The following is an 18695-nucleotide window of genomic DNA, read 5'->3' as shown; positions in this document are numbered from 1 at the left end:
CATGGCGAACAAGAACATTCCGGACCCCGGCTTCTCCGACGACGACGGCACCGCCGACCCCCGGCTGGCCGCGGCGCTCACCGCCTGGTCACAGGACCGCACGGCCCACGGCCCCGTCCTGGAGGCCCTCGCCGGAGCCCGGCTCCTCGTCCCCGTCGTCGCCGTGCTCGGTGAGGTGGAGGTGGACGAGAAGGGGCTGCGCCGCGAGAAGACCAGCGACATGGCCGTCCCCACCCTGAAAGCCGGTGACCGCAAGGCGCTGCCCGCGTTCACCTCCATCGAGGCGCTCGCCCTGTGGGACCCGGCGGCCCGGCCCGTCGCCGTCCCCCTGCACCAGGCGCTTCAGGCCGCCGCCCACGAGCAGGCCGACACGATCGTCCTCGACCTCGCGGGACCCGTCCCCTACGAACTGGGCAGGACCGCGCTGATCGCCCTCGCCGAGGGCCGCGCCAGCGCCGACCCGCTCGCCGACCCCGCCGTCACCGGCGCGGTGCGCGCGGCCGTCGCCGCCGAGCCCGCCGTGCTCCGCGCCCACCTCGGCCCCGGCAGCTCCGACGGCACCCTCGCCCTGGTCCTCGACCCGTCCGCCGCCCCGGCCGAGGCCGCGCAGCGGGTGGCCCGCCGCATCGCCGCCGACGAAACACTGAGGGCCCGCCTGGTGCACGGCCTCGACCTGGCACTCCTGCCGGCCGAGGCCACGCCACCGGGCGAGCCCCTCTACGTACGTACGGTGTGACCGCTCGTACCTACGATGTGCGGGCTCAGCCGAAGACCGGGCCCGTGTACTTCTCGCCCGGGCCCTGGCCCGGCTCGTCCGCCACGATCGACGCCTCGCGGAACGCCAGCTGCAAGGACTTCAGGCCGTCCCGCAGCGGCGCCGCGTGGAACGAGCTGATCTCCGTGGCGCTCGCGTCCATCAGGCCGGCCAGCGAGTGGATCAGCTTGCGGGCCTCGTCCAGGTCCTTGTGGCCCTCGCCGCCCTCGGCGAGGCCGAGGTTGACGGCGGCGGCGCTCATCAGGTGGACCGCCACCGTGGTGATCACCTCGACCGCGGGGACGTCCGCGATGTCACGGGTCAGGGTGTCGAAGTCGGGGGAGTCGGGCGCGGGGGTCCCCGGGGCCGGTGACTCGGGGGTGGGGGTCGTGTCGCTCATGTCCCACACGATATGCCGAGCCCCGCGGCCGCCCGGCGCCGGGAGCCGCCGCGCCCACCGGTTCGCTCCACCCCGGGGGAGCTGCTAACCTTGTGTAACGACCGGCCGGAGACCCGCGTGCCAACGCAAGGATCCGGCCCACAAGTGGAGGCTCCGATCTCCCACCTGACCGCTCCCCGGAGCGGCGGGTCACCGGTCAGGCGGCCGAAGTCCCCGAGGCTTCGGGTCGCCCGATGTGCGCCCCGCGATCACCGCGGAGGTGCTCCGGTAGTACGCGGAGCCCCTTCTGTGATCGGTCGGGGCATTTTTTGTTGCCTCGCTCGGTTGGTCCAGTCAAACAGACGTAACGCGGCTGTCCGCCAGACGGTCGCGTGGTGCTACCGAGGAGGATCCATCAGCGCCGAGCCCCGCATCAACGACCGGATTCGCGTTCCCGAGGTGCGACTTGTCGGTCCCAGCGGCGAGCAGGTCGGGATTGTTCCGCTTGCCAAGGCCCTGGAGCTTGCGCAGGAGTACGACCTCGATCTCGTCGAGGTCGCGGCGAACGCCCGTCCGCCCGTGTGCAAGCTCATGGACTACGGGAAGTTCAAGTACGAGTCGGCCATGAAGGCCCGTGAGGCGCGCAAGAACCAGGCGCACACGGTCATCAAGGAGATGAAGCTCCGGCCGAAGATCGACCCGCACGACTATGACACCAAGAAGGGTCACGTCGTCCGGTTCCTCAAGCAGGGCGACAAGGTCAAGATCACGATCATGTTCCGTGGTCGCGAGCAGTCCCGCCCCGAGCTGGGCTTCCGGCTGCTTCAGCGGCTCGCTTCGGACGTCGAGGACCTTGGGTTCATCGAGTCGAACCCGAAGCAGGACGGCCGAAACATGATCATGGTTCTCGGTCCGCACAAGAAGAAGACCGAGGCGATGGCCGAGGCCCGTGAGGCCCAGGCGGCCCGCAAGGCGGACGCGAAGGCCAACCCGGGCCGCTCGCAGAACTCCGCCGAGGGGGAGGAGTCTTCCGAGGCTCCCGCCGAGGCCCCGGCCGAGGCCAACGCCGAGGCCTGATCTCCCGGACGCGAGTCCAGGGGATCGCCACCTGACACATATGGCTCCCGGATGCCCGGTTTCACGACCGGGCATCGGAGTGCCACTGACGAGGAGAGAACGGCGCTATGCCGAAGAACAAGTCGCACAGCGGTGCCAGCAAGCGCTTCAAGGTCACCGGCTCCGGCAAGGTGCTCCGTGAGCGCGCCGGCAAGCGCCACCTGCTCGAGCACAAGTCGTCCCGTCTGACGCGTCGCCTCACCGGCAACGCCGAGATGGCCCCGGGCGACGCCAAGAAGATCAAGAAGCTTCTCGGCAAGTGAGCCGGGGCGCGCACCGCGCGCCTGAGCTCTGACCGGGACCCAATCGATACCGGGTCGTGTGAGTCCAACCACGGCCCCGCTACAAGGAGTTAACAAGTGGCACGCGTCAAGCGGGCAGTCAACGCCCACAAGAAGCGTCGGGCGATCCTCGAAGCGGCCAGCGGCTACCGCGGCCAGCGTTCGCGCCTGTACCGCAAGGCCAAGGAGCAGGTCACCCACTCCCTGGTCTACAACTACAACGACCGCAAGAAGCGCAAGGGCGACTTCCGTCAGCTGTGGATCCAGCGCATCAACGCCGCTGCCCGCGCCAACGGCATCACCTACAACCGCTTCATCCAGGGTCTGAAGGCCGCCAACATCGAGGTGGACCGCAAGATCCTCGCGGAGCTGGCCGTCAACGACCAGAACGCGTTCGCCGCGCTGGTCGAGGTTGCGCAGAAGGCGCTGCCGAGCGACGTGAACGCGCCCAAGGCTGCGTGACGCCGCGCTTGGCTGAGCGTTGTTTCGGACCCGCAGGCCGTTGGCCTGCGGGTCCGTTGCTGTTCGGGGTTTCGTCTGCCCTCTGCTGTTCGCTGCCGTCCGCGGGTTGCTTCTGGCTGGTCGCGCCCACGCGGCGGAGCCGCATATCGATACAGCCCCGCGCCCCTTTCAGGGGCGCTGTTCCCGAGGTGAGTTTTATGGTTGCCCCCGAGTTGATCTCTCCCAAGTCGCCGCGTGTCAGCGCCGCCCGGCGGCTGTTCCTCGCCGACAGCGGAATCCGGGGACGACCGTGACCGCGGCTGTTCCGGTTCCTCGCCGAGCGCGGCCGGCGGCCGGCGCAGGCCGCGGGCACGCTGCGCCGACGCCGCCGAGGCGTGTCCTCGCCACCGTCAACCCCAAGTCGGTGCGCCGGCGCTTCCACCTGCCGGTCGCGGTCGGCGTACCCGTGGAGAAGGCCGTACGCGGACTCAAGGACGCCGGCGTGCGCATTCTCGCCGCCGACGGCGCGGGCGAGGACGACCTGGACACGGAGCTCGACAAGGGCACCATGGGCACCCCCACCGCCTGGGTCTTCGGCAACGAGGCGTGGGGGCTGCCGGAGGAGACCCGCGCACTCGCCGACGCGGTGGTGCGTGTTCCGATCCACGGCAGAGCGGAGAGCCTCAATCTCGCGACGGCCGCAGCCGTGTGCCTCTATGCCTCCGCTCGTGCACAGCGCGCCGCCGGAGGGTGCCGCTCCGTCACATCGAGCTAGTAGTGTGACGGGCTCGGGGGCCCTCCCCCAAGCTCACGCCTTTGCTCGAGCGGGGAGGCACCCCCACCGCCAGTCCGAGAGGTGGGGTACGGGGAATGAGTGTCGGCACCAGCAGAGCACCGGGAGCACCGGACATCGTCCGTGCTCGCGCGGACCGCCGCGGCCCCGGTGATCTCGGCGACCTCGGACTCGACCCCGACGAACTGCCCGACGGGCTCGTCGTCGCGGACGAGACGGGCCAGGTCATCTGCTTCAACGCGGCAGCCGCGCGGATCACCGCCGTCCGCGCCGCCGACGCCCTCGGCGCGCCCCTGGAGCACGCCCTCCCATTAGAGGACCTCGAAGGCCGCCGCTGGTGGCAGCTGACGAATCCCTACGGAGGCCTCGCCATCCGCGTCGGCCAGCCCGAGCGCAACCTGCTGCTGCCGGGCGGCCGCGAGGTCCTGGTCTCCGCCCGCTATCTGCGTACCACCCGCACCGGGCCCGTGCGCCGCGTCGTCGTCTGCCTGCGGGACACCGAGGCCCGCCGTCGCACCGAGCGCAGCCACGCCGAGCTGATCGCCACCGTCGCCCACGAGCTGCGGTCCCCGCTCACCTCCGTCAAGGGCTTCACGGCGACGCTGCTCGCCAAGTGGGAGCGGTTCACGGACGACCAGAAGAAACTGATGCTGGAGACCGTCGACGCCGACGCCAACCGCGTCACCCGGCTGATCGCCGAGCTCCTCGACATCTCCCGCATCGACTCGGGACGGCTCGAACTGCGCCGTCAGCCCGTCGACATAGGCGCCGCCGTCGGCCGGCACATCCAGGCGCACGTCGCCTCCGGCCAGGACGCCGCCCGCTTCCTGCTCCGCCTCCAGCAGCCGCTGCCCGATCTGTGGGCGGACCCCGACAAGATCGACCAGGTGCTGAGCAACCTGTTGGAAAATGCGGTGCGGCACGGCGAGGGAACCGTCACCATCGACGTGGCACCCTCCTCGTCCCCGCGTGAGCGAGGCGGCGCCGAGACCGCCGTGACCGTCAGCGACGAAGGTTCCGGCATTCCGGAGGAGTCGATGGGCCGCGTCTTCACCCGCTTCTGGCGGGGCAGCAAGCGCGGCGGGACGGGACTGGGGCTGTACATCGTGAAGGGCATCGTGGAGGCGCACGGCGGGACGATCACCGTCGGCCGCGCCCCGGGCGGCGGCGCCCAGTTCCGATTTACGTTGCCCGTGGGGGCTCCCGCGTATCTCCAGTGAGTCCACGGTGACTCCGGTGAGGACGTCCTGAGCAGCCCGCGGGCGCATTCGATCACCGCACCCCCGTTAGACTCGGTCGTTGGCACTTTGCGTCCCCAACCTTGGGACACTCCGTCTCCGATTCGTCGACGGGGACCATCCGCCAGCCAACCGGAAGCACGGGAAGAGATGTCGGCACCGAACAAGTCGTACGACCCTGTTGAGGTCGAGGCACTGAAACCTGAAGAGATCGAGCGCATGCGGGACGAGGCGCTCGCCGCCTTCGCGGCCGCAGACTCCCTCGACGCGCTCCAGGAGGCCAAGGTCGCGCACACCGGCGGCACCTCGCCGCTGGCGCTCGCCAACCGCGAGATCGGCGCGCTGCCCCCGCAGGCCAAGGCCGAGGCGGGCAAGCGCGTCGGCATGGCGCGCGGCGCCGTCAACAAGGCGCTGGCCGCCCGCCAGGCCGAGCTGGAGGCCGAGCGCGACGCCCGGGTCCTGGTCGAGGAGGCGGTGGACGTCACCCTGCCGTACGACCGCACGACCGCCGGCGCCCGGCACCCGCTGACCACGATGATGGAGCGCGTCGCCGACGTCTTCGTCTCGATGGGCTACGAGGTCGCCGAGGGCCCCGAGGTCGAGGCGGAGTGGTTCAACTTCGACGCCCTCAACTTCACGCCCGACCACCCGGCCCGGCAGATGCAGGACACCTTCTTCGTCCAGGGCCCCGAGGGGACCGAGGGTGACGAGTCCGGGGTCGTCCTGCGGACGCACACCTCGCCCGTGCAGGCCCGCGCGCTCCTCGAACGCCGCGATCCGCCCGTCTACATCGTCTGCCCCGGCCGCGTGTACCGCACGGACGAGCTCGACGCGACGCACACCCCGGTCTTCCACCAGATCGAGCTGCTCGCCGTCGACGAGGGCCTGACCATGGCCGACCTGAAGGGCACCCTCGACCACATGGTCCAGGCGCTCTTCGGCCCGGATATGAAGACCCGGCTGCGGCCCAACTACTTCCCGTTCACCGAGCCGTCCGCCGAGATGGACATGGTGTGCTACGTCTGCCGCGGCGAGTCCGTCGGCAACCCCGACCGCCCCTGCCGCACCTGCGGCAGCGAGGGCTGGATCGAGCTCGGCGGCTGCGGCATGGTCAACCCCAAGGTGCTGACCGCCTGCGGCGTCGACCCCCAGAAGTACAGCGGATTCGCCTTCGGGTTCGGCATCGAGCGGATGCTGATGTTCCGCCACAACGTCGAAGACATGCGAGACATGGTCGAGGGTGACGTCCGGTTCACCCGGCCGTTCGGGATGGAGATCTGATGCGGGTCCCGCTTTCCTGGCTGCGGGAGTACGTCGACCTCCCCGCCACCGAGACCGGCCGTGACGTGCAGGCCAAGCTGATCGAGGTCGGCCTCGAGGTCGAGACCGTCGAACAGCTCGGCGGCGGCCTCAAGGGCCCGCTCGTCGTGGGCAAGGTCCTCACCATCGAGGAGCTGGAGGGCTTCAAGAAGCCCATCCGCTTCTGCACCGTCGACGTCGGCACCGCCAACGGCACCGGCGAGCCGCAGGAGATCGTCTGCGGCGCCCGCAACTTCGCCGTCGGCGACAAGGTCGTCGTGGTCCTGCCCGGCGCCGTCCTGCCCGGCGACTTCGCGATCGCCGCCCGCAAGACGTACGGCAAGACCTCGCACGGCATGATCTGCTCCGGCGACGAGCTGGGCATGGGCGACGACGGCTCCGGCGGCATTATCGTGCTGCCGCCCGAGCACGAGGTCGGCACCGACGCCATCGAGCTGCTCGAACTGGTCGACGAGGTCCTGGACATCGCCGTCACGCCCGACCGGGGCTACGCCCTGTCGATGCGCGGCGTCGCCCGCGAGACCGCCATCGCCTACGGCCTGCCGCTGCGCGACCCGGCGCTCCTGGACGTGCCCGCGCCGAACTCCTTCGGCTACCCCGTCAAGATCAGCGACCCCCTCGGCTGCGACCGCTTCACCGCGCGCACCGTCACCGGCCTCCAGCCCGAGGCCCGCTCGCCGATCTGGCTCAAGCGGCGCCTCCAGAAGGCCGGGATGCGCCCCATCTCGCTCACCGTCGACATCGCGAACTACGTGATGCTGGAGCTGGGCCAGCCCCTCCACACGTACGACCGCTCCCGCATCCAGGGGACGATCGGCGTGCGCCGGGCCGAGCAGGGCGAGAAGTTCACGACGCTCGACGGCGCCAAGCGCGTCCTCGACGCCGAGGACCTGGTGATCACCGACGACCGCGGGCCCATCGGCCTCGCGGGTGTCATGGGCGGCGCCAACACGGAGATCGCCGACCACGACGCCGAGAGCGGCACCACCGACGTCGTCATCGAGGCCGCGCACTTCGACGCGCTCTCCGTCGCCCGCACCGCGCGCCGCCACAAGCTGGGCTCCGAGGCCGCCAAGCGCTACGAGCGCGGCGTCGACCCGCAGGCCGCGTCGGCCGCCGCCCAGCGGACCGTCGACCTCCTCGTGCTGCTCGCGGGCGGTACCGCCGAGGCCGGTGTCACGGAGATCATCGCGCCCACCGCGCCGCGCACGATCACCATGCCGGCCGACCACCCCGACAAGGTCGCCGGTGTCACCTACGGCCGGGAGACCGTCGTACGCCGCCTCCAGCAGGTCGGCTGTGACGTGTACGGCCAGGACGACCTGACCGTCACCGTGCCGTCGTGGCGCCCCGACCTCGCGGAGCCGAACGACCTCGCCGAGGAGGTCATCCGCCTCGAGGGATACGAGAACCTCCCCTCGACCCTGCCGAAGCCCCCCGCCGGCCGCGGCCTCACCGACCGGCAGCGCCTGCACCGCCGCTTCGGGCGCGCGCTGGCCGGTGCCGGGTACGTGGAGGCGCTGAGCTACCCCTTCATCGGTGAGAACGTCTTCGACCAGCTGGGCCTGGAGGCGGACGACCCGAACCGCCGCGTGGTCAAGCTCGTCAACCCGCTCTCCGACGAGGAGCCCGCCCTCCGTACGACGCTGCTGCCGGGCCTGCTCGCCGCGCTCCGCCGCAACGACGGCCGGGGCAGCCACGACCTGGCGCTCTTCGAGACGGGCCTCGTCTTCCACCCCCGCGAGGAGCTGAAGGTCGCGGTGCGCCTGCCCGTCGACCGGCGGCCCACCGACGAGGAGATCGCGTCCCTCACCGACGCGCTGCCCGTCCAGCCCCGGCACGCCGCCGTCGTCCTCGCGGGCGCCCGCGAGCAGGCCGGCTGGTGGGGCAAGGGCCGCCCGGCGGACTGGGCGGACGCCGTCGAGGCGGCGCGCACCCTCGCCCGCGAGGCCGGCGCCGAGCTGATCGTCGACCAAGGGCAGTACGGCCCCTGGCACCCGGGCCGCTGCGCGGAGCTGAAGGTCGTCATCGACGGCGACATCGTCTCCGTCGGCCACGCCGGCGAGCTGCACCCGCGCGTCGTCAAGGCGCTCGGCCTGCCCGCCCGCACCTGCGCGATGGAGGTCGACCTGGACCGCCTGGAGCAGGCCGGCGAGGGGACGCTGCGCGCACCGCGGATCTCCGCCTTCCCCGTGGCCACGCAGGACGTCGCGCTGGTCGTCGACAAGGAGGTGCCGGCCGCCGTGGTCGAGTACTACCTGACCGGCGGCGCGGGCGAACTCCTGGAGTCCATCCGGCTGTTCGATGTATTTGTTGGGTCACAGCTCGGCGAGGGCAAGAAGTCCCTGGCGTACGCGCTGCGCTTCCGCGCGGCCGACCGCACGCTGACGGTCGACGAGGCGTCGGCGGCCCGAGACTCGGCCGTCGCCCTGGCGGCCGAGCGCACGGGAGCGGTGCTCCGCGGAGCGTAGTCACCGTCTGTAGGTTTCACCAGGCGCACAATGGGGCGTAAAGAGGGGCCTATCCGGACCACCGGATAGGCGGGTCACCGCAGAATCCGGCGTCGGCCTGCGCGTGCCATAGGGGCCGACGGCATGATCCCCTGGGGCTGTGATCTGCGTGGGCGGCCCGTCGTCGGCCGTCGTCGGTTCCGGCGCGCGCTCGTGCTGGGGCTGCCGACGGTGTGGGGCGCCGTCGCCATCACGTACAAACTGGCCTGTCCGCTGGCCCAGCAGGACGGCATGGGGGCGCGGATCGTCAGCAGCGCGGTCTTCTTCGCCGTCGGGACCGGGCTCATCGTGCACGTCCACCGGACGCTGCTGCGGGAGCTGCGGCAGGTCCGCGCGGTCGCGGGCGCCGCGCAGAACGTGCTGTTGAGACCGCTGCCGCCGCGCGTCGAAGGGCTCGCGCTCGCCGCTGGACGGGTATCGGCGTCGCGGGGCGCCTGTGTCGGCGGCGATCTGTACGAGGTCGCCGCCACCGACCATGGGGTGCGCGTCGTCATGGGTGACGTCCGCGGGCATGGCCTCGGCGCCATCGGGACCGTCGCCGCCGTCCTCGGCAGCTTCCGCGAGGCCGCCCACGACGAACCCGAACTCCCGATGGTCATGCGCCGGTTGGAGCGGGCCCTCGGGCGGCACCTGCGGGAGCGCTCGTACACCGAGCAGCCCGTGAGCGGCAGAGCGGCCCACGACGGCGCGCTGGCCGAGGAGTTCGTCACCGTCCTGCTCCTGGAGATCGGCGAGGACGGCGAGCTGCTGGCCATCAACTGCGGCCACCCCTGGCCGTACCTGCTCACCCGGCAGGCCCGGCCGCTGGCCGACGCCGAACCGCTGCCACCGCTCGGCCTCTTCCCGCTCCCCGGCGAACTGCCCGTGGTGCACTGCGGGCGGCTGCTGCCGGGCGAGTCGCTCGTCCTGCACACGGACGGCATGGAGGACGCCCGCGACGCGGCGGGCGCGTTCTTCCCGCTCCAGGCCGCGCTGACCGAGTCGGCGCGGGCCCGGCCGGCCTCCCCGCAGGACCTCATCGACGCGGTATACGCCGAATTCCTGCGCCACGCGGGCCACTTGCCGTCCGACGACGCGGCGCTGCTCGTCCTGCGCAACGACCGCGAGCAGGCCCCCATCCGGCAGCAGGAGCCCGAGCGGCCCACTACCCGCACCATGAGCTGAGCGCCCCGGTGGGACGGCGCGCGCCGCGCGCCGTCCGCCCCGCCATGGAGTTGTCGGGCAGACAGCGGGACGGACGGCGCCAGGAGGGGCCGCCGCACTGTATTGAGGGGGGAGCCGGCGACCCACCGGCCTCATCGACTGATGAGGCACCTCAGTCAAGCGAGCCCACACAGGACGCGGCAGAGCGCACACCCCCCGGATCCGGGCACTCCGTTCACACCCCGTGTGAAGGCGCCTCCACTACCCTGAACAGCACCGAGCCACCGGAGGGCATCCATGCAGCCCAACACCCTGCTCGACGCGATCCTCGACGAAGCGGGCATCTCGCACGCGGGACTTGCCGCACATGTGAACCAGGCCGGAAAGTCCAGAGGCCTCGCGCTGCGCTACGAACACACCGCCGTCTCCCGCTGGTTGAAGGGGCAGCGCCCGCGCGGTCAGGTCCCGGACCTGATCTGCGAGGTGCTCGCCGCCCGGCTCCAGCGGCCCGTCACCCTCGACGACATCGGCCTCGGGGTGCCCGGCGTCCCCGCCGCCCCCGTCGGCTCGGTCACCTCCACGCTCTCCGGCTTCGTGGAGCGCGCCACCGCGCTGTGGCGCTCGGACGAACAGCAGCGCCCCCACCTGCTCGGCGCGCCCGCGGTCACCGGCACCCCCGCGGTGATGCCGGTCTGGGAGTGGGAGAACCCGCCCGAGGACACCGACGTGTCCCGCGGCGGACGGCACCCCGTCAGCACGGCCGACATCGAGATGATGCGCGCGGCCCGCGCCCACTACGAGCAGATGTACCGCAAGACCGGCGGCGTCGCGACGCGCACCCGCATCGTCGGCTTCCTCAACGCGGAGGCCGCGCCCCTGCTGCGGGGCAGCTACACCGACGAGATGGGGCGCCAACTGCACCGCTCCACTGGCGGGTTGGTGGCGATTGCGGGGATCTGCGCCTACGACTCCGACGCGCACGGCCTAGCCCAGCGCTACTTCCACCAGGCCCTGCGCCTCGCGAAGGCCAGTGGGGACAGGGGACTTGGCGCGTACGTCATCGCGCTGCTGGTCAACCAGTCGCTGTTCATGCGCGAGTACCGCCAGGCCGTGGCGTTCGCCGAGGCGGCGCTGCGGGCCTCGGGCCGGGACCTCACCCCGGCGCTGGCGTCCGATCTGTACGCGATGCAGGCGAAGGCGTACGCACACCTGGGCGACGGCAGGAGCGCGCTGTCGTGCATCCGGCGCGCGGAGGCCGCGGCCGACCGGATCCTGCGGGGCCGCGAGCCGGACGAGACGGGATACGTCCAGCCGGGACTGGTCAACGTACAAGTGGCGGAGGCCCTGCTCAGCCTCGGTGACCTGGTCAGCGCCCGGGAGCACGCCGCCGCGGCCGTCGACACGCCGGCGCACGACCGGGGCCGGGTCCACCGGCTCGCGATGCTCAGCCAGATCGAACTGCGCCAGGGCAACACCGACGAGGCGGTCGCCACGGCGGTGCAGATGGCGGAACAGGCCCGGGGGATGGAGTCCCAGCGGCTGCGGGACAGGCTGCGCGCGGTACGCGAGCACCTGGTGCGCAGCGACTGCGCGGGCACGGCCGAGGCGGCCGAACTCATCGACGGGGCGTTGCGCGTCCCGCTCTGACCCTGGCGCCCCATGACGCCCCCTGACGCCCACTGCTCTGCGGTTCTCCCTGCTGCGATATTGCCGTCTACTCGGCGAAAGGTGGCAGAACCGTGCAGTGGACGAAACAGAGCGAACAAACTGTGTATGGAAACAGGTGGTTCACGGTCAATCTCGCAGATGTCGAGCTACCCGACGGCCGGCATCTGGACCACTTCCTGATACGGCTGCGGCCCGTCGCCGTGGCCACCGTCGTCAACGACGCCAACGAAGTGCTGCTGCTCTGGCGGCACCGCTTCATCACCGACAGCTGGGGCTGGGAACTCGCGGCGGGCGTCGTCGAGGACGGCGAGGACATCGCGTACGCGGCGGCCCGCGAGATGGAGGAGGAGACCGGCTGGCGGCCGGGCCCGCTGCGGCACCTGATGAGCGTCGAACCCTCGAACGGGCTCACCGACGCCCGGCACCACATCTACTGGTCCGACGAAGGGACCTACGTCGGCCATCCCGAGGACGACTTCGAGTCGGACCGCCGTGAGTGGGTCCCTCTCAAGCTCGTCCCCGACATGGTGGCCCGTGGGGAGGTCCCGGCCGCCAACATGGCCGCGGCCCTTCTCCTCCTGCACCATCTGCGCCTCGGCCAGGACGCGCGCTAACCGTGCGGTGGTCAGTGGCCGAGGGCCTGCCAGACCGCCACGGCGAGCGCCGCGACCGCCGCGAGAGCGACGATCGTGGGGAGCGGCCAGCGCGTGTGCTCCAGGGCGGTGACCCGGGACTGCAGGGCCTCCACGTTCTTGGCGGTCTGCTGGTCGTGCTGCGTCAGCAACGCCAGCCGTCCGTCGACGCGGGCGAGACCCACGTCCAGGCTGCGGCGTAACTCCGCGAGTTCTTCCGGGACCACGGCACGCTCGCCATCGGTGGTCACGAGTCCACTCCTCTCTGTAGTGGCGCGTCCCCCCTTCTTCCGCACGGGAAGTCAACTCGCGTGACGGACAGGGCGGGAGAGTGTGCGATGGGCATATGCGAGCCCACCGCGCACACGGTGTGTGAACGCCGCGGGCCCGGCACTCGAAGGAGTGCCGGGCCCGTCACCACAGAGGATTCACACGGGGCGTCAGGCGTACGTGTAGAAGCCCGAGCCGGTCTTCCGGCCGAGGCGGCCCGCGTCCACCATGCGCTGGAGCAGCGGGGGCGCGGCGTACAGCGGCTCCTTGTACTCGGCGTACATGGAGTCGGCGACCGAGGCGACCGTGTCCAGGCCGATCAGGTCGGCGAGCTTGAGCGGGCCCATCGGGTGGGCGCAGCCCATCTCCATGCCGTTGTCGATGTCCTCGCGGCTCGCGATGCCCGACTCGAACATCCGGATCGCGGAGAGCAGGTACGGGATGAGCAGCGCGTTGACCACGAAGCCCGAGCGGTCCTGGGCGCGGATCGCGTGCTTGCCGAGCACCTTCTCGACCATGACCTGCGCCCGGCTGATGGTGCCCTCGGACGTGGTCAGCGCCGGGATCAGCTCGACGAGCTGCTGCACCGGCGCCGGGTTGAAGAAGTGGATGCCGATGACCTGGTCGGGCCGCGAGGTCGCGACCGCCAGCTTCACCAGCGGGATGGAGGAGGTGTTGGAGGCGAGGATCGCGTCCTGGCGGGTCACCACCTGGTCGAGCACCTGGAAGATCTCGGTCTTGACCTGCTCGTTCTCCACGACGGCCTCGATGACCAGGTCACGGTCGCTGAACTCGCCGAGGTCGGTCGTGAAGCTGAGCCGGGCCAGGGTCGCGTCCCGCTCCTCCTCGGAGATCTTGCCGCGCTCGGCCGCCTTGGAGAGCGAGTTGTACAGCCGGGTGCGGCCGATCTCCAGGGCCTCGCCGGTGGTCTCCGCGACCTTCACATCCAGTCCGGAGCGGGCGCAGACCTCTGCGATTCCGGCGCCCATCTGGCCACAGCCCACCACTCCGACGCGTGCGATATCGGTCATGGAGTCGGTCACCTCGTGCCTTTCGCTGATCAACGGGGCCGGCAGGTCCCCCGTATGGATGGTGCCTGCCTCGGCCGTGAACGTTACTCCGCAACCTGGGGTCCATGACGTGCCGGGTCGGGCATGCTGGCCGCAACCCGGCGAAAGGTGCCGGACACAGCGAGCTCAGGGGCGTACAGATGAGGCGTATGTCACGTCGGGGTTTCTCGGTGGTGGCCGCGGCGACGATCGCGGGCCTGGCGACGGCGGGGGACGCGGCGGCGGCCCCCGACCGGCGCCGGAAGAAGGCGCGCGAGCTGCGGGCCATGTGGCTGGCGACCGTCGTCAACCGCGACTGGCCCTCCAAGCCGGGCCTGTCCGCGCAGCAGCAGCGGAGCGAACTCCTTGCGTTCCTCGACTCGGCGGTGAACCGCAGACTGAACGCGGTGGTCTTCCAGGTGCGGCCCACCGCCGACGCCCTGTGGCCCTCGCCGCACGAGCCGTGGTCGGAGTACCTCACCGGGACCCAGGGCAAGGACCCGGGCTGGGACCCGCTGGGCACCGCGGTGAAGGAGGCGCACCGCAGGGGCCTGGAGCTGCACGCGTGGTTCAACCCCTTCCGCATCGCGAACCACACCGACCCGTCGCGGCTGGTGGCCACGCACCCCGCGCGCGTGCACCCCGAGTGGGTGGTGCCGTACGGCGGGAAGCTCTACTACAACCCGGGCCTGCCCGAGGTGCGGCGCTTCGTGCAGGACGCGATGCTCGACGCGGTCCGCCGCTATCCGCTGGACGCGGTGCACTGGGACGACTACTTCTATCCGTACCCCGTCGCGGGCCAGACCTTCGACGACGACGACGCCTTCGCGCGCTACGGCGGCGGCTTCCCGGACCGCGCCTCCTGGCGCCGGGACAACATCGACCGACTGGTGCGCGAGATGTCCGGCCGGATCAAGAAGACCCGGGGACGCACCCAGTTCGGCATCAGCCCCTTCGCGGTCTGGCGCAACAAGGCGACCGACCCGACGGGCTCGGACACCCGGGCCGGGGTGCAGACGTACGACGACCTGTACGCGGACACCCGCGGCTGGGTGAAGAAGGGCTGGATCGACTACATCGTCCCGCAGGTGTACTGGAACATCGGCTTCCCCGCGGCGGACTACGCCAAGCTGGTGCCGTGGTGGAACGACGTCGTACGCGGCACGGGCGTGCGCCTGTACATCGGTGAGGCCCTCTACAAGGCGGGCGACCCGGCGCAGCCCCCGGCCTGGCAGGACCCGGCGGAGCTGTCCCGCCACCTCACGTACGCCGAGGGCTTCAGCGAGGTGCGCGGGCACATCTACTTCTCGGCCAAGGAGGTCGGCGTCGACAGGAACGGCGCCATGGCGCGGGTCGTCGCCGACCACTACCAGGAGCCGGCGAAGCCGCCGCGCTGACGCTCCGGTCCCGGCTCGCGCCCTAGCTCGTCGGGTCCTCGTGCCGTACGACGGTGTCGGGGCCCGGCGACATCAGCGTCTCGTGGCCGTCGTCGAACCGGACGCGGTACGGCGGGCCGCCGTCCTCGCCGAGCACCTCGACGACCTCCGCGGTCCGGTCGTGCTGCCCGACGATCCTGCCGTGCACCACCAGCCTGTCACCTACGGTTGCGCGCATCTGGAGTACTCCCTCGTCCCGCTCTGCGGTCGCGTTCCGTGGCCTCCATTCTAGGGCGGAGGGCGGGAGCCGGCGCCCGGTCGGACGCCGGTCGGGTCAGCCTCGGGTCAGCCGCGGGCCCTTTGGGTGACCGCGATGCAGACGAGGACCGCGGCCGCCGTGAGGGGCGCGGCCACGGGCAGGTGCTCGCCGAGCAGGAACACCGACCAGACCAGGGTCAGCAGCGGCTGGGCGAGCTGGAGCTGACTGGCCTTGGGTACGCCGATGGCCGCCATGCCCCGGTACCAGACGACCAGGCCGAGGAACTGCGAGCCGATCGCGGAGTAGAGCAGGCCCGTCGTGCTGTGCCCGGTGAGCTGGGACGACTCGTGCTGGAGGGCGAGGACCGCGCCGAGCAGGTTGAGCGGCAGGCAGAGCATGAGCCCCCAGCCGATGACCTGCCAGCCGGGCATCTCACGGGCCAGGCGGCCGCCCTCGGTGTAGCCGGCGGCGCAGATCAGGAGCGCGCCGAAGAGGTAGAGGTCGGCGGCGGACAGCGCGCCGCCGCTCTGCTGCACGGTGAACGCGATCACGGCCGCGGCCCCGGTGAGCGCCGCCGCCCAGAACATGCGCGAGGGGCGCGCCCCGGTCCGCAGCGCCGACAAAACGGCGGTCGTCAGGGGGAGCAGGCCGACGACCACGGCTGCGTGCGCGGTGGTGGAGGTCTGCAGGGCGAGCGTGGTGAGCAGGGGGAAGCCGACGACGACCCCGGCGCCGACCACCGCGAGCCCCGCCCAGTGGCGGCGGTGCGGGACCGGCACGCGCAGGGCGAGCAGACAGCCGCCCGCGATGAGGGCGCTGAGCGCGCCGCGCAGGGTGACGAGGCTCCAGGGGCCGATGCCTTCGAGGCCCCAGGCGGTGGCGGGGAAGGTCAGCGAGAAGGCGGTGACGCCGAGGGCGGCCATCACGGTGCCGGTGCGGCGGGAGCCGTGCGGGGCGGGGGCGGCGGCCATGGGCGCCGTCGTACCGGTGGCGGCTTCACTGACCGCTATCCGCTTCGGGCGAGTAGCGCTATCCTGTGCTGTCATGCAAGACGGTAGCAGTGTGGGCGAACTGGCGAAACGGCTGCGGGACGAGATGGACCGCTACTCACCTGGAGGAAAGCTGCCGTCCAGTCGGTCGCTCGTCGAGCGGTTCCGGGTGAGCCCCGTGACCGTGTCGCGGGCCCTGGCGCAGCTGGCCGCCGAAGGGCTCGTCGTCACCCGGCCCGGCTCCGGGGTCTTCCGCGCCGAGCCGTCGGCGCCCGCCGTGCCCGCCGGCGACACCTCGTGGCAGGAGGTATCCCTGAGCGCCGACGCCACCGCCGAGCTGGTGCCGCGCGCGGTCGACGCGTCCGGGGTGCTCGCCACCCTGGCCGCACCGCCGCCCGGCGTCATCGAGTTCAACGGCGGCTACCTCGACGCCTCCCTCCAGCCCGAGCGCGCCATGGCGGCGGCGCTCGCCAGGGCGGGGCGGCGGCCCGGGGCGTGGGGCAGGCCACCGGTCGACGGCCTGCCGGAGCTGCGGGAGTGGTTCGCGCGCGGCGTCGGCGGGGCCGTCACGGCCGCCGAGGTGCTGATCACCGCGGGTGGACAGAGCGCCCTGACCACGGCGCTGCGCGCGCTCGCCCCGCCGGGGGCGCCCGTGCTCGTCGAGTCGCCCACCTACCCCGGGATGCTGGCGATCGCCCGTGCGGCGGGGATGCGTCCCGTGCCGGTGCCCGTCGACACGGACGGGGTGCGCCCGCAGCTCCTGGAGGCCGCCTTCCGCGCGACGGGCGCCCGGGTCTTCGTCTGCCAGCCGCTGTTCCAGAACCCGACGGGGGCCGTACTCTCCGCCGAGCGCCGCCCGGAGGTCCTGCGGATCGCCCGGGAGGCGGGGGCGTTCGTCATCGAGGACGACTTCGTGCGCCGCCTCGTCCACGAGGACGCCGGGCCGCTGCCGCCGCCGCTCTCCGCCGACGACAAGGACGGCGTCGTCGTGCACGTCTGCTCGCTCACCAAGGCCACCTCGCCGAGCTTCAGGGTGAGCGCGCTCGCCGCGCGCGGACCGGTCCTGGAGCGGCTGCGCGCCATCCAGGTCGTCGACCACTTCTTCGTGCCCCGACCGCTTCAGGAGGCGGCGCTCGAACTGGTCGGCTCCCCGGCCTGGCCGCGCCATCTGCGGGCGGTGGCGGGCGAGTTGAGGATCCGCAGGGACGCCATGGCCGCGGCGCTGCGGCTGCGCCTGCCCGAACTCGCGATGCCGCACATCCCCGCGGGCGGCTACAACCTCTGGGTGCGGCTGCCCGACGGCACCGACGAGACGGCGCTCGCCTCGGCCGCCCTGCGCGCGGGCGTGGCCGTGGCCCCCGGCCGCCCGTACTTCGCGGCGGAGCCCACGGCGGCGTACGTCCGGCTGAGCTTCGCGGCGGTCGCGGGGGTGGGGGAGATCGGCGAGGGGGTGCGCAGGCTGCGGGCGGCCTGCGACGAGGTCCGGGGGTAGCCGCCGGGCGGAAAGCGGTCGACGGGACGCACGGGGTGCTGGGAGGGTCGGGGCATGAACGACAGTGTCACGCTCCACGGTCCGTACGAGATATCCGCCGACCCCGCCCGCGTCGACGCGGCCCGCGTCCACCAGTGGCTCTCCGCGGACGCGTACTGGGCGCTCGGCCGCAGTCGCGCCAAGCAGGACGCGGCGATCGCCGGGTCGCTGAACTTCGGCGCGTACGACGGGAGTTCGGGGGAGCAGGTGGCGTACGCGCGCGTGGTGACCGACCGGGCCACCTTCGCCTGGCTCTGCGATGTGTACGTCGCCCCGGCCGCGCGCGGCAGCGGCCTTGGCACCGCCCTCGTGGACGCGGTCCGCGCGCACCTGGAGCCGTTCGGCCTGCGCCGCGTACTGCTGGCCACGGCCGACGCGCACGGCGTCTACGAGAAGGTCGGGTTCAAGCCCCTGGACGACCCGGGGGCGTGGATGGCGCTGGTCGGTCAGTGACCGCCGGGCCCCGGGCGGCCCGTACGTACTCCGTGACGAGCAGGAGATCCTTGGCGGGGCCGCCGACCCTCCACCGGCTGCGCCAGTGATCCGCGTCGTCCACCTCGAACTCGCCCCGGTAGAGGTCCGCCGCGCACGGATGGTCCGTCGCGTGCCGGCCGGAGCGCAGGTCCAGGTCGTGGAAGAAGCGTCCGTCGGCGAACTCGACGCGGGCCGTGCCCGGGGTCGCGCCCGGCAGGAAACGCAGGGTGCGCTCGGCGGGGCGTGCGGTGCCGTGCCAGGTGAAGACGCCCGACTCGTGGTGGAGGAGCCCGCCCTCGTCCGGGGCGGGCAGCGGCGAGAAGAGCGTCGTACCGCTGAAGTGGCCCTCCGAGCCGTCCGCGAGGTCGCGGACCGTGCGGGTCACGCGCCACTCGCCGACGAGATGGGCGAGTGGCTCCGGGACGGGGTGGAGGGAGGGCATACCGGCAGGTTAGCCGCTACTTGTCGAACA

General features: G+C 72.0%; 19 protein-coding genes and 1 pseudogene. 14 read left to right on the top strand and 6 right to left on the bottom strand.

Translation table 11 applies throughout. The features are described from left to right. Position 1: 1 nt before the first annotated feature. Positions 2–736: an SseB family protein gene (locus KKZ08_RS07180; protein WP_223773638.1), complete on the top strand. Its 735-nt coding sequence runs from the start codon at positions 2–4 to the stop codon at positions 734–736. 25 nt (positions 737–761) lie between these two features. On the opposite strand, the gene KKZ08_RS07175 is transcribed toward KKZ08_RS07180, so the two are convergent. After that, complete coding sequence (locus tag KKZ08_RS07175; protein WP_223773637.1) at positions 762–1154, bottom strand: DUF1844 domain-containing protein; 393 nt, start codon at positions 1152–1154, stop codon at positions 762–764. A 393-nt stretch (positions 1155–1547) separates the two neighbouring features. On the opposite strand from KKZ08_RS07175, the gene infC reads away from it, so the two are divergent. The 10 genes and pseudogenes from infC to KKZ08_RS07125 all read left to right on the top strand — a co-directional run bounded on the left by infC (position 1548) and on the right by KKZ08_RS07125 (position 12257). Next, a complete protein-coding gene (gene infC / locus KKZ08_RS07170) occupies positions 1548–2210 on the top strand; it encodes a translation initiation factor IF-3 (RefSeq protein WP_223778940.1) in 663 nt (220 codons plus the stop codon). Between the two features lie 107 nt (positions 2211–2317). Then, a complete protein-coding gene (rpmI, locus tag KKZ08_RS07165; RefSeq protein ID WP_007829094.1) occupies positions 2318–2512 on the top strand; it encodes a 50S ribosomal protein L35 in 195 nt (64 codons plus the stop codon). A 96-nt stretch (positions 2513–2608) separates the two neighbouring features. Continuing rightward, positions 2609–2992 carry a 50S ribosomal protein L20 gene (gene rplT, locus KKZ08_RS07160; RefSeq protein ID WP_030783035.1) on the top strand — a complete coding sequence of 128 codons (384 nt, stop codon included), beginning with the start codon at positions 2609–2611 and terminating at the stop codon, positions 2990–2992. A gap of 391 nt (positions 2993–3383) precedes the next feature. Then, positions 3384–3746: pseudogene (locus tag KKZ08_RS07155) on the top strand (RNA methyltransferase); the annotation flags it as partial. A gap of 95 nt (positions 3747–3841) precedes the next feature. After that, complete coding sequence (locus tag KKZ08_RS07150) at positions 3842–4984, top strand: ATP-binding protein (protein WP_223773636.1); 1143 nt, start codon at positions 3842–3844, stop codon at positions 4982–4984. A 168-nt stretch (positions 4985–5152) separates the two neighbouring features. Then, positions 5153–6283: a phenylalanine--tRNA ligase subunit alpha gene (gene pheS / locus KKZ08_RS07145; protein WP_223773635.1), complete on the top strand. Its 1131-nt coding sequence runs from the start codon at positions 5153–5155 to the stop codon at positions 6281–6283. Next, the gene (gene pheT / locus KKZ08_RS07140) at positions 6283–8793 is read left to right on the top strand and encodes a phenylalanine--tRNA ligase subunit beta (RefSeq protein ID WP_223773634.1); all 2511 of its coding nucleotides are present in this window, start codon (positions 6283–6285) and stop codon (positions 8791–8793) included. Before pheS ends, pheT begins: the two co-directional genes overlap by 1 nt. 123 nt (positions 8794–8916) lie before the next feature. Next, positions 8917–9996, top strand: a complete 1080-nt coding sequence (locus KKZ08_RS07135) for a PP2C family protein-serine/threonine phosphatase (RefSeq protein WP_223773633.1) — start codon at positions 8917–8919, stop codon at positions 9994–9996. A gap of 276 nt (positions 9997–10272) precedes the next feature. Further along, positions 10273–11622, top strand: a complete 1350-nt coding sequence (locus KKZ08_RS07130) for a transcriptional regulator (protein ID WP_223773632.1) — start codon at positions 10273–10275, stop codon at positions 11620–11622. A 92-nt stretch (positions 11623–11714) separates the two neighbouring features. Then, on the top strand, positions 11715–12257 hold the full coding sequence (locus tag KKZ08_RS07125) for an NUDIX hydrolase (RefSeq protein WP_223773631.1): 543 nt from the start codon (positions 11715–11717) through the stop codon (positions 12255–12257). An 11-nt stretch (positions 12258–12268) separates the two neighbouring features. Here the strand turns inward: KKZ08_RS07125 and KKZ08_RS07120 are convergent, their stop codons facing one another. Both KKZ08_RS07120 and KKZ08_RS07115 read right to left on the bottom strand, forming a co-directional pair. Next, positions 12269–12526 (bottom strand): hypothetical protein, encoded by a 258-nt coding sequence (locus KKZ08_RS07120; RefSeq protein ID WP_223773630.1) that lies wholly within the window; start codon positions 12524–12526, stop codon positions 12269–12271. A 189-nt stretch (positions 12527–12715) separates the two neighbouring features. Continuing rightward, positions 12716–13576 carry a 3-hydroxybutyryl-CoA dehydrogenase gene (locus KKZ08_RS07115; RefSeq protein WP_223773629.1) on the bottom strand — a complete coding sequence of 287 codons (861 nt, stop codon included), beginning with the start codon at positions 13574–13576 and terminating at the stop codon, positions 12716–12718. Positions 13577–13755: 179 nt separating this feature from the next. Here KKZ08_RS07115 and KKZ08_RS07110 point away from each other — a divergent pair, with 179 nt between their 5' ends. Next, positions 13756–14991, top strand: coding sequence for a family 10 glycosylhydrolase (locus KKZ08_RS07110; RefSeq protein WP_223773628.1), 1236 nt, complete (start codon positions 13756–13758; stop codon positions 14989–14991). A 22-nt stretch (positions 14992–15013) separates the two neighbouring features. On the opposite strand, the gene KKZ08_RS07105 is transcribed toward KKZ08_RS07110, so the two are convergent. Both KKZ08_RS07105 and KKZ08_RS07100 read right to left on the bottom strand, forming a co-directional pair. Further along, complete coding sequence (locus tag KKZ08_RS07105) at positions 15014–15208, bottom strand: DUF1918 domain-containing protein (RefSeq protein WP_223773627.1); 195 nt, start codon at positions 15206–15208, stop codon at positions 15014–15016. A 107-nt stretch (positions 15209–15315) separates the two neighbouring features. Continuing rightward, positions 15316–16275, bottom strand: coding sequence for a DMT family transporter (locus KKZ08_RS07100; protein WP_223773626.1), 960 nt, complete (start codon positions 16273–16275; stop codon positions 15316–15318). Between KKZ08_RS07100 and KKZ08_RS07095 the strand changes: the two genes are divergently transcribed. Both KKZ08_RS07095 and KKZ08_RS07090 read left to right on the top strand, forming a co-directional pair. Further along, a complete protein-coding gene (locus KKZ08_RS07095; RefSeq protein ID WP_223773625.1) occupies positions 16274–17710 on the top strand; it encodes a PLP-dependent aminotransferase family protein in 1437 nt (478 codons plus the stop codon). The two genes, KKZ08_RS07100 and KKZ08_RS07095, sit on opposite strands and share 2 nt — an antisense overlap. 54 nt (positions 17711–17764) lie before the next feature. After that, complete coding sequence (locus KKZ08_RS07090) at positions 17765–18202, top strand: GNAT family N-acetyltransferase (RefSeq protein WP_223773624.1); 438 nt, start codon at positions 17765–17767, stop codon at positions 18200–18202. Here the strand turns inward: KKZ08_RS07090 and KKZ08_RS07085 are convergent. Continuing rightward, complete coding sequence (locus tag KKZ08_RS07085) at positions 18153–18665, bottom strand: DUF6314 family protein (RefSeq protein ID WP_223773623.1); 513 nt, start codon at positions 18663–18665, stop codon at positions 18153–18155. The genes KKZ08_RS07090 and KKZ08_RS07085 overlap by 50 nt on opposite strands. Between the last annotated feature and the right edge of the window lie 30 nt (positions 18666–18695).

The organism is Streptomyces sp. 135 (assembly GCF_020026305.1).
Taxonomy (GTDB): domain Bacteria; phylum Actinomycetota; class Actinomycetes; order Streptomycetales; family Streptomycetaceae; genus Streptomyces.
Note: the sequence above shows the minus strand (reverse complement) of the source record. Positions and strands in the feature narration are given on the sequence as shown.

Bases quoted from the DNA above. Each gene is read 5' to 3' on its own strand.
- rpmI (WP_007829094.1), top strand. From the start codon at position 2,318: ATGCCGAAGAACAAGTCGCACAGCGGTGCCAGCAAGCGCTTCAAGGTC.
- KKZ08_RS07110 (WP_223773628.1), top strand. From the start codon at position 13,756: ATGAGGCGTATGTCACGTCGGGGTTTCTCGGTGGTGGCCGCGGCGACG.
- pheT (WP_223773634.1), top strand. From the start codon at position 6,283: ATGCGGGTCCCGCTTTCCTGGCTGCGGGAGTACGTCGACCTCCCCGCC.
- KKZ08_RS07100 (WP_223773626.1), bottom strand. From the start codon at position 16,275: ATGACAGCACAGGATAGCGCTACTCGCCCGAAGCGGATAGCGGTCAGT.
- KKZ08_RS07090 (WP_223773624.1), top strand. From the start codon at position 17,765: ATGAACGACAGTGTCACGCTCCACGGTCCGTACGAGATATCCGCCGAC.
- KKZ08_RS07115 (WP_223773629.1), bottom strand. From the start codon at position 13,576: ATGACCGATATCGCACGCGTCGGAGTGGTGGGCTGTGGCCAGATGGGC.
- KKZ08_RS07095 (WP_223773625.1), top strand. From the start codon at position 16,274: ATGCAAGACGGTAGCAGTGTGGGCGAACTGGCGAAACGGCTGCGGGAC.
- KKZ08_RS07150 (WP_223773636.1), top strand. From the start codon at position 3,842: ATGAGTGTCGGCACCAGCAGAGCACCGGGAGCACCGGACATCGTCCGT.
- pheS (WP_223773635.1), top strand. From the start codon at position 5,153: ATGTCGGCACCGAACAAGTCGTACGACCCTGTTGAGGTCGAGGCACTG.
- KKZ08_RS07105 (WP_223773627.1), bottom strand. From the start codon at position 15,208: ATGCGCGCAACCGTAGGTGACAGGCTGGTGGTGCACGGCAGGATCGTC.
- KKZ08_RS07130 (WP_223773632.1), top strand. From the start codon at position 10,273: ATGCAGCCCAACACCCTGCTCGACGCGATCCTCGACGAAGCGGGCATC.
- KKZ08_RS07135 (WP_223773633.1), top strand. From the start codon at position 8,917: ATGATCCCCTGGGGCTGTGATCTGCGTGGGCGGCCCGTCGTCGGCCGT.
- KKZ08_RS07175 (WP_223773637.1), bottom strand. From the start codon at position 1,154: ATGAGCGACACGACCCCCACCCCCGAGTCACCGGCCCCGGGGACCCCC.
- KKZ08_RS07085 (WP_223773623.1), bottom strand. From the start codon at position 18,665: ATGCCCTCCCTCCACCCCGTCCCGGAGCCACTCGCCCATCTCGTCGGC.
- KKZ08_RS07180 (WP_223773638.1), top strand. From the start codon at position 2: ATGGCGAACAAGAACATTCCGGACCCCGGCTTCTCCGACGACGACGGC.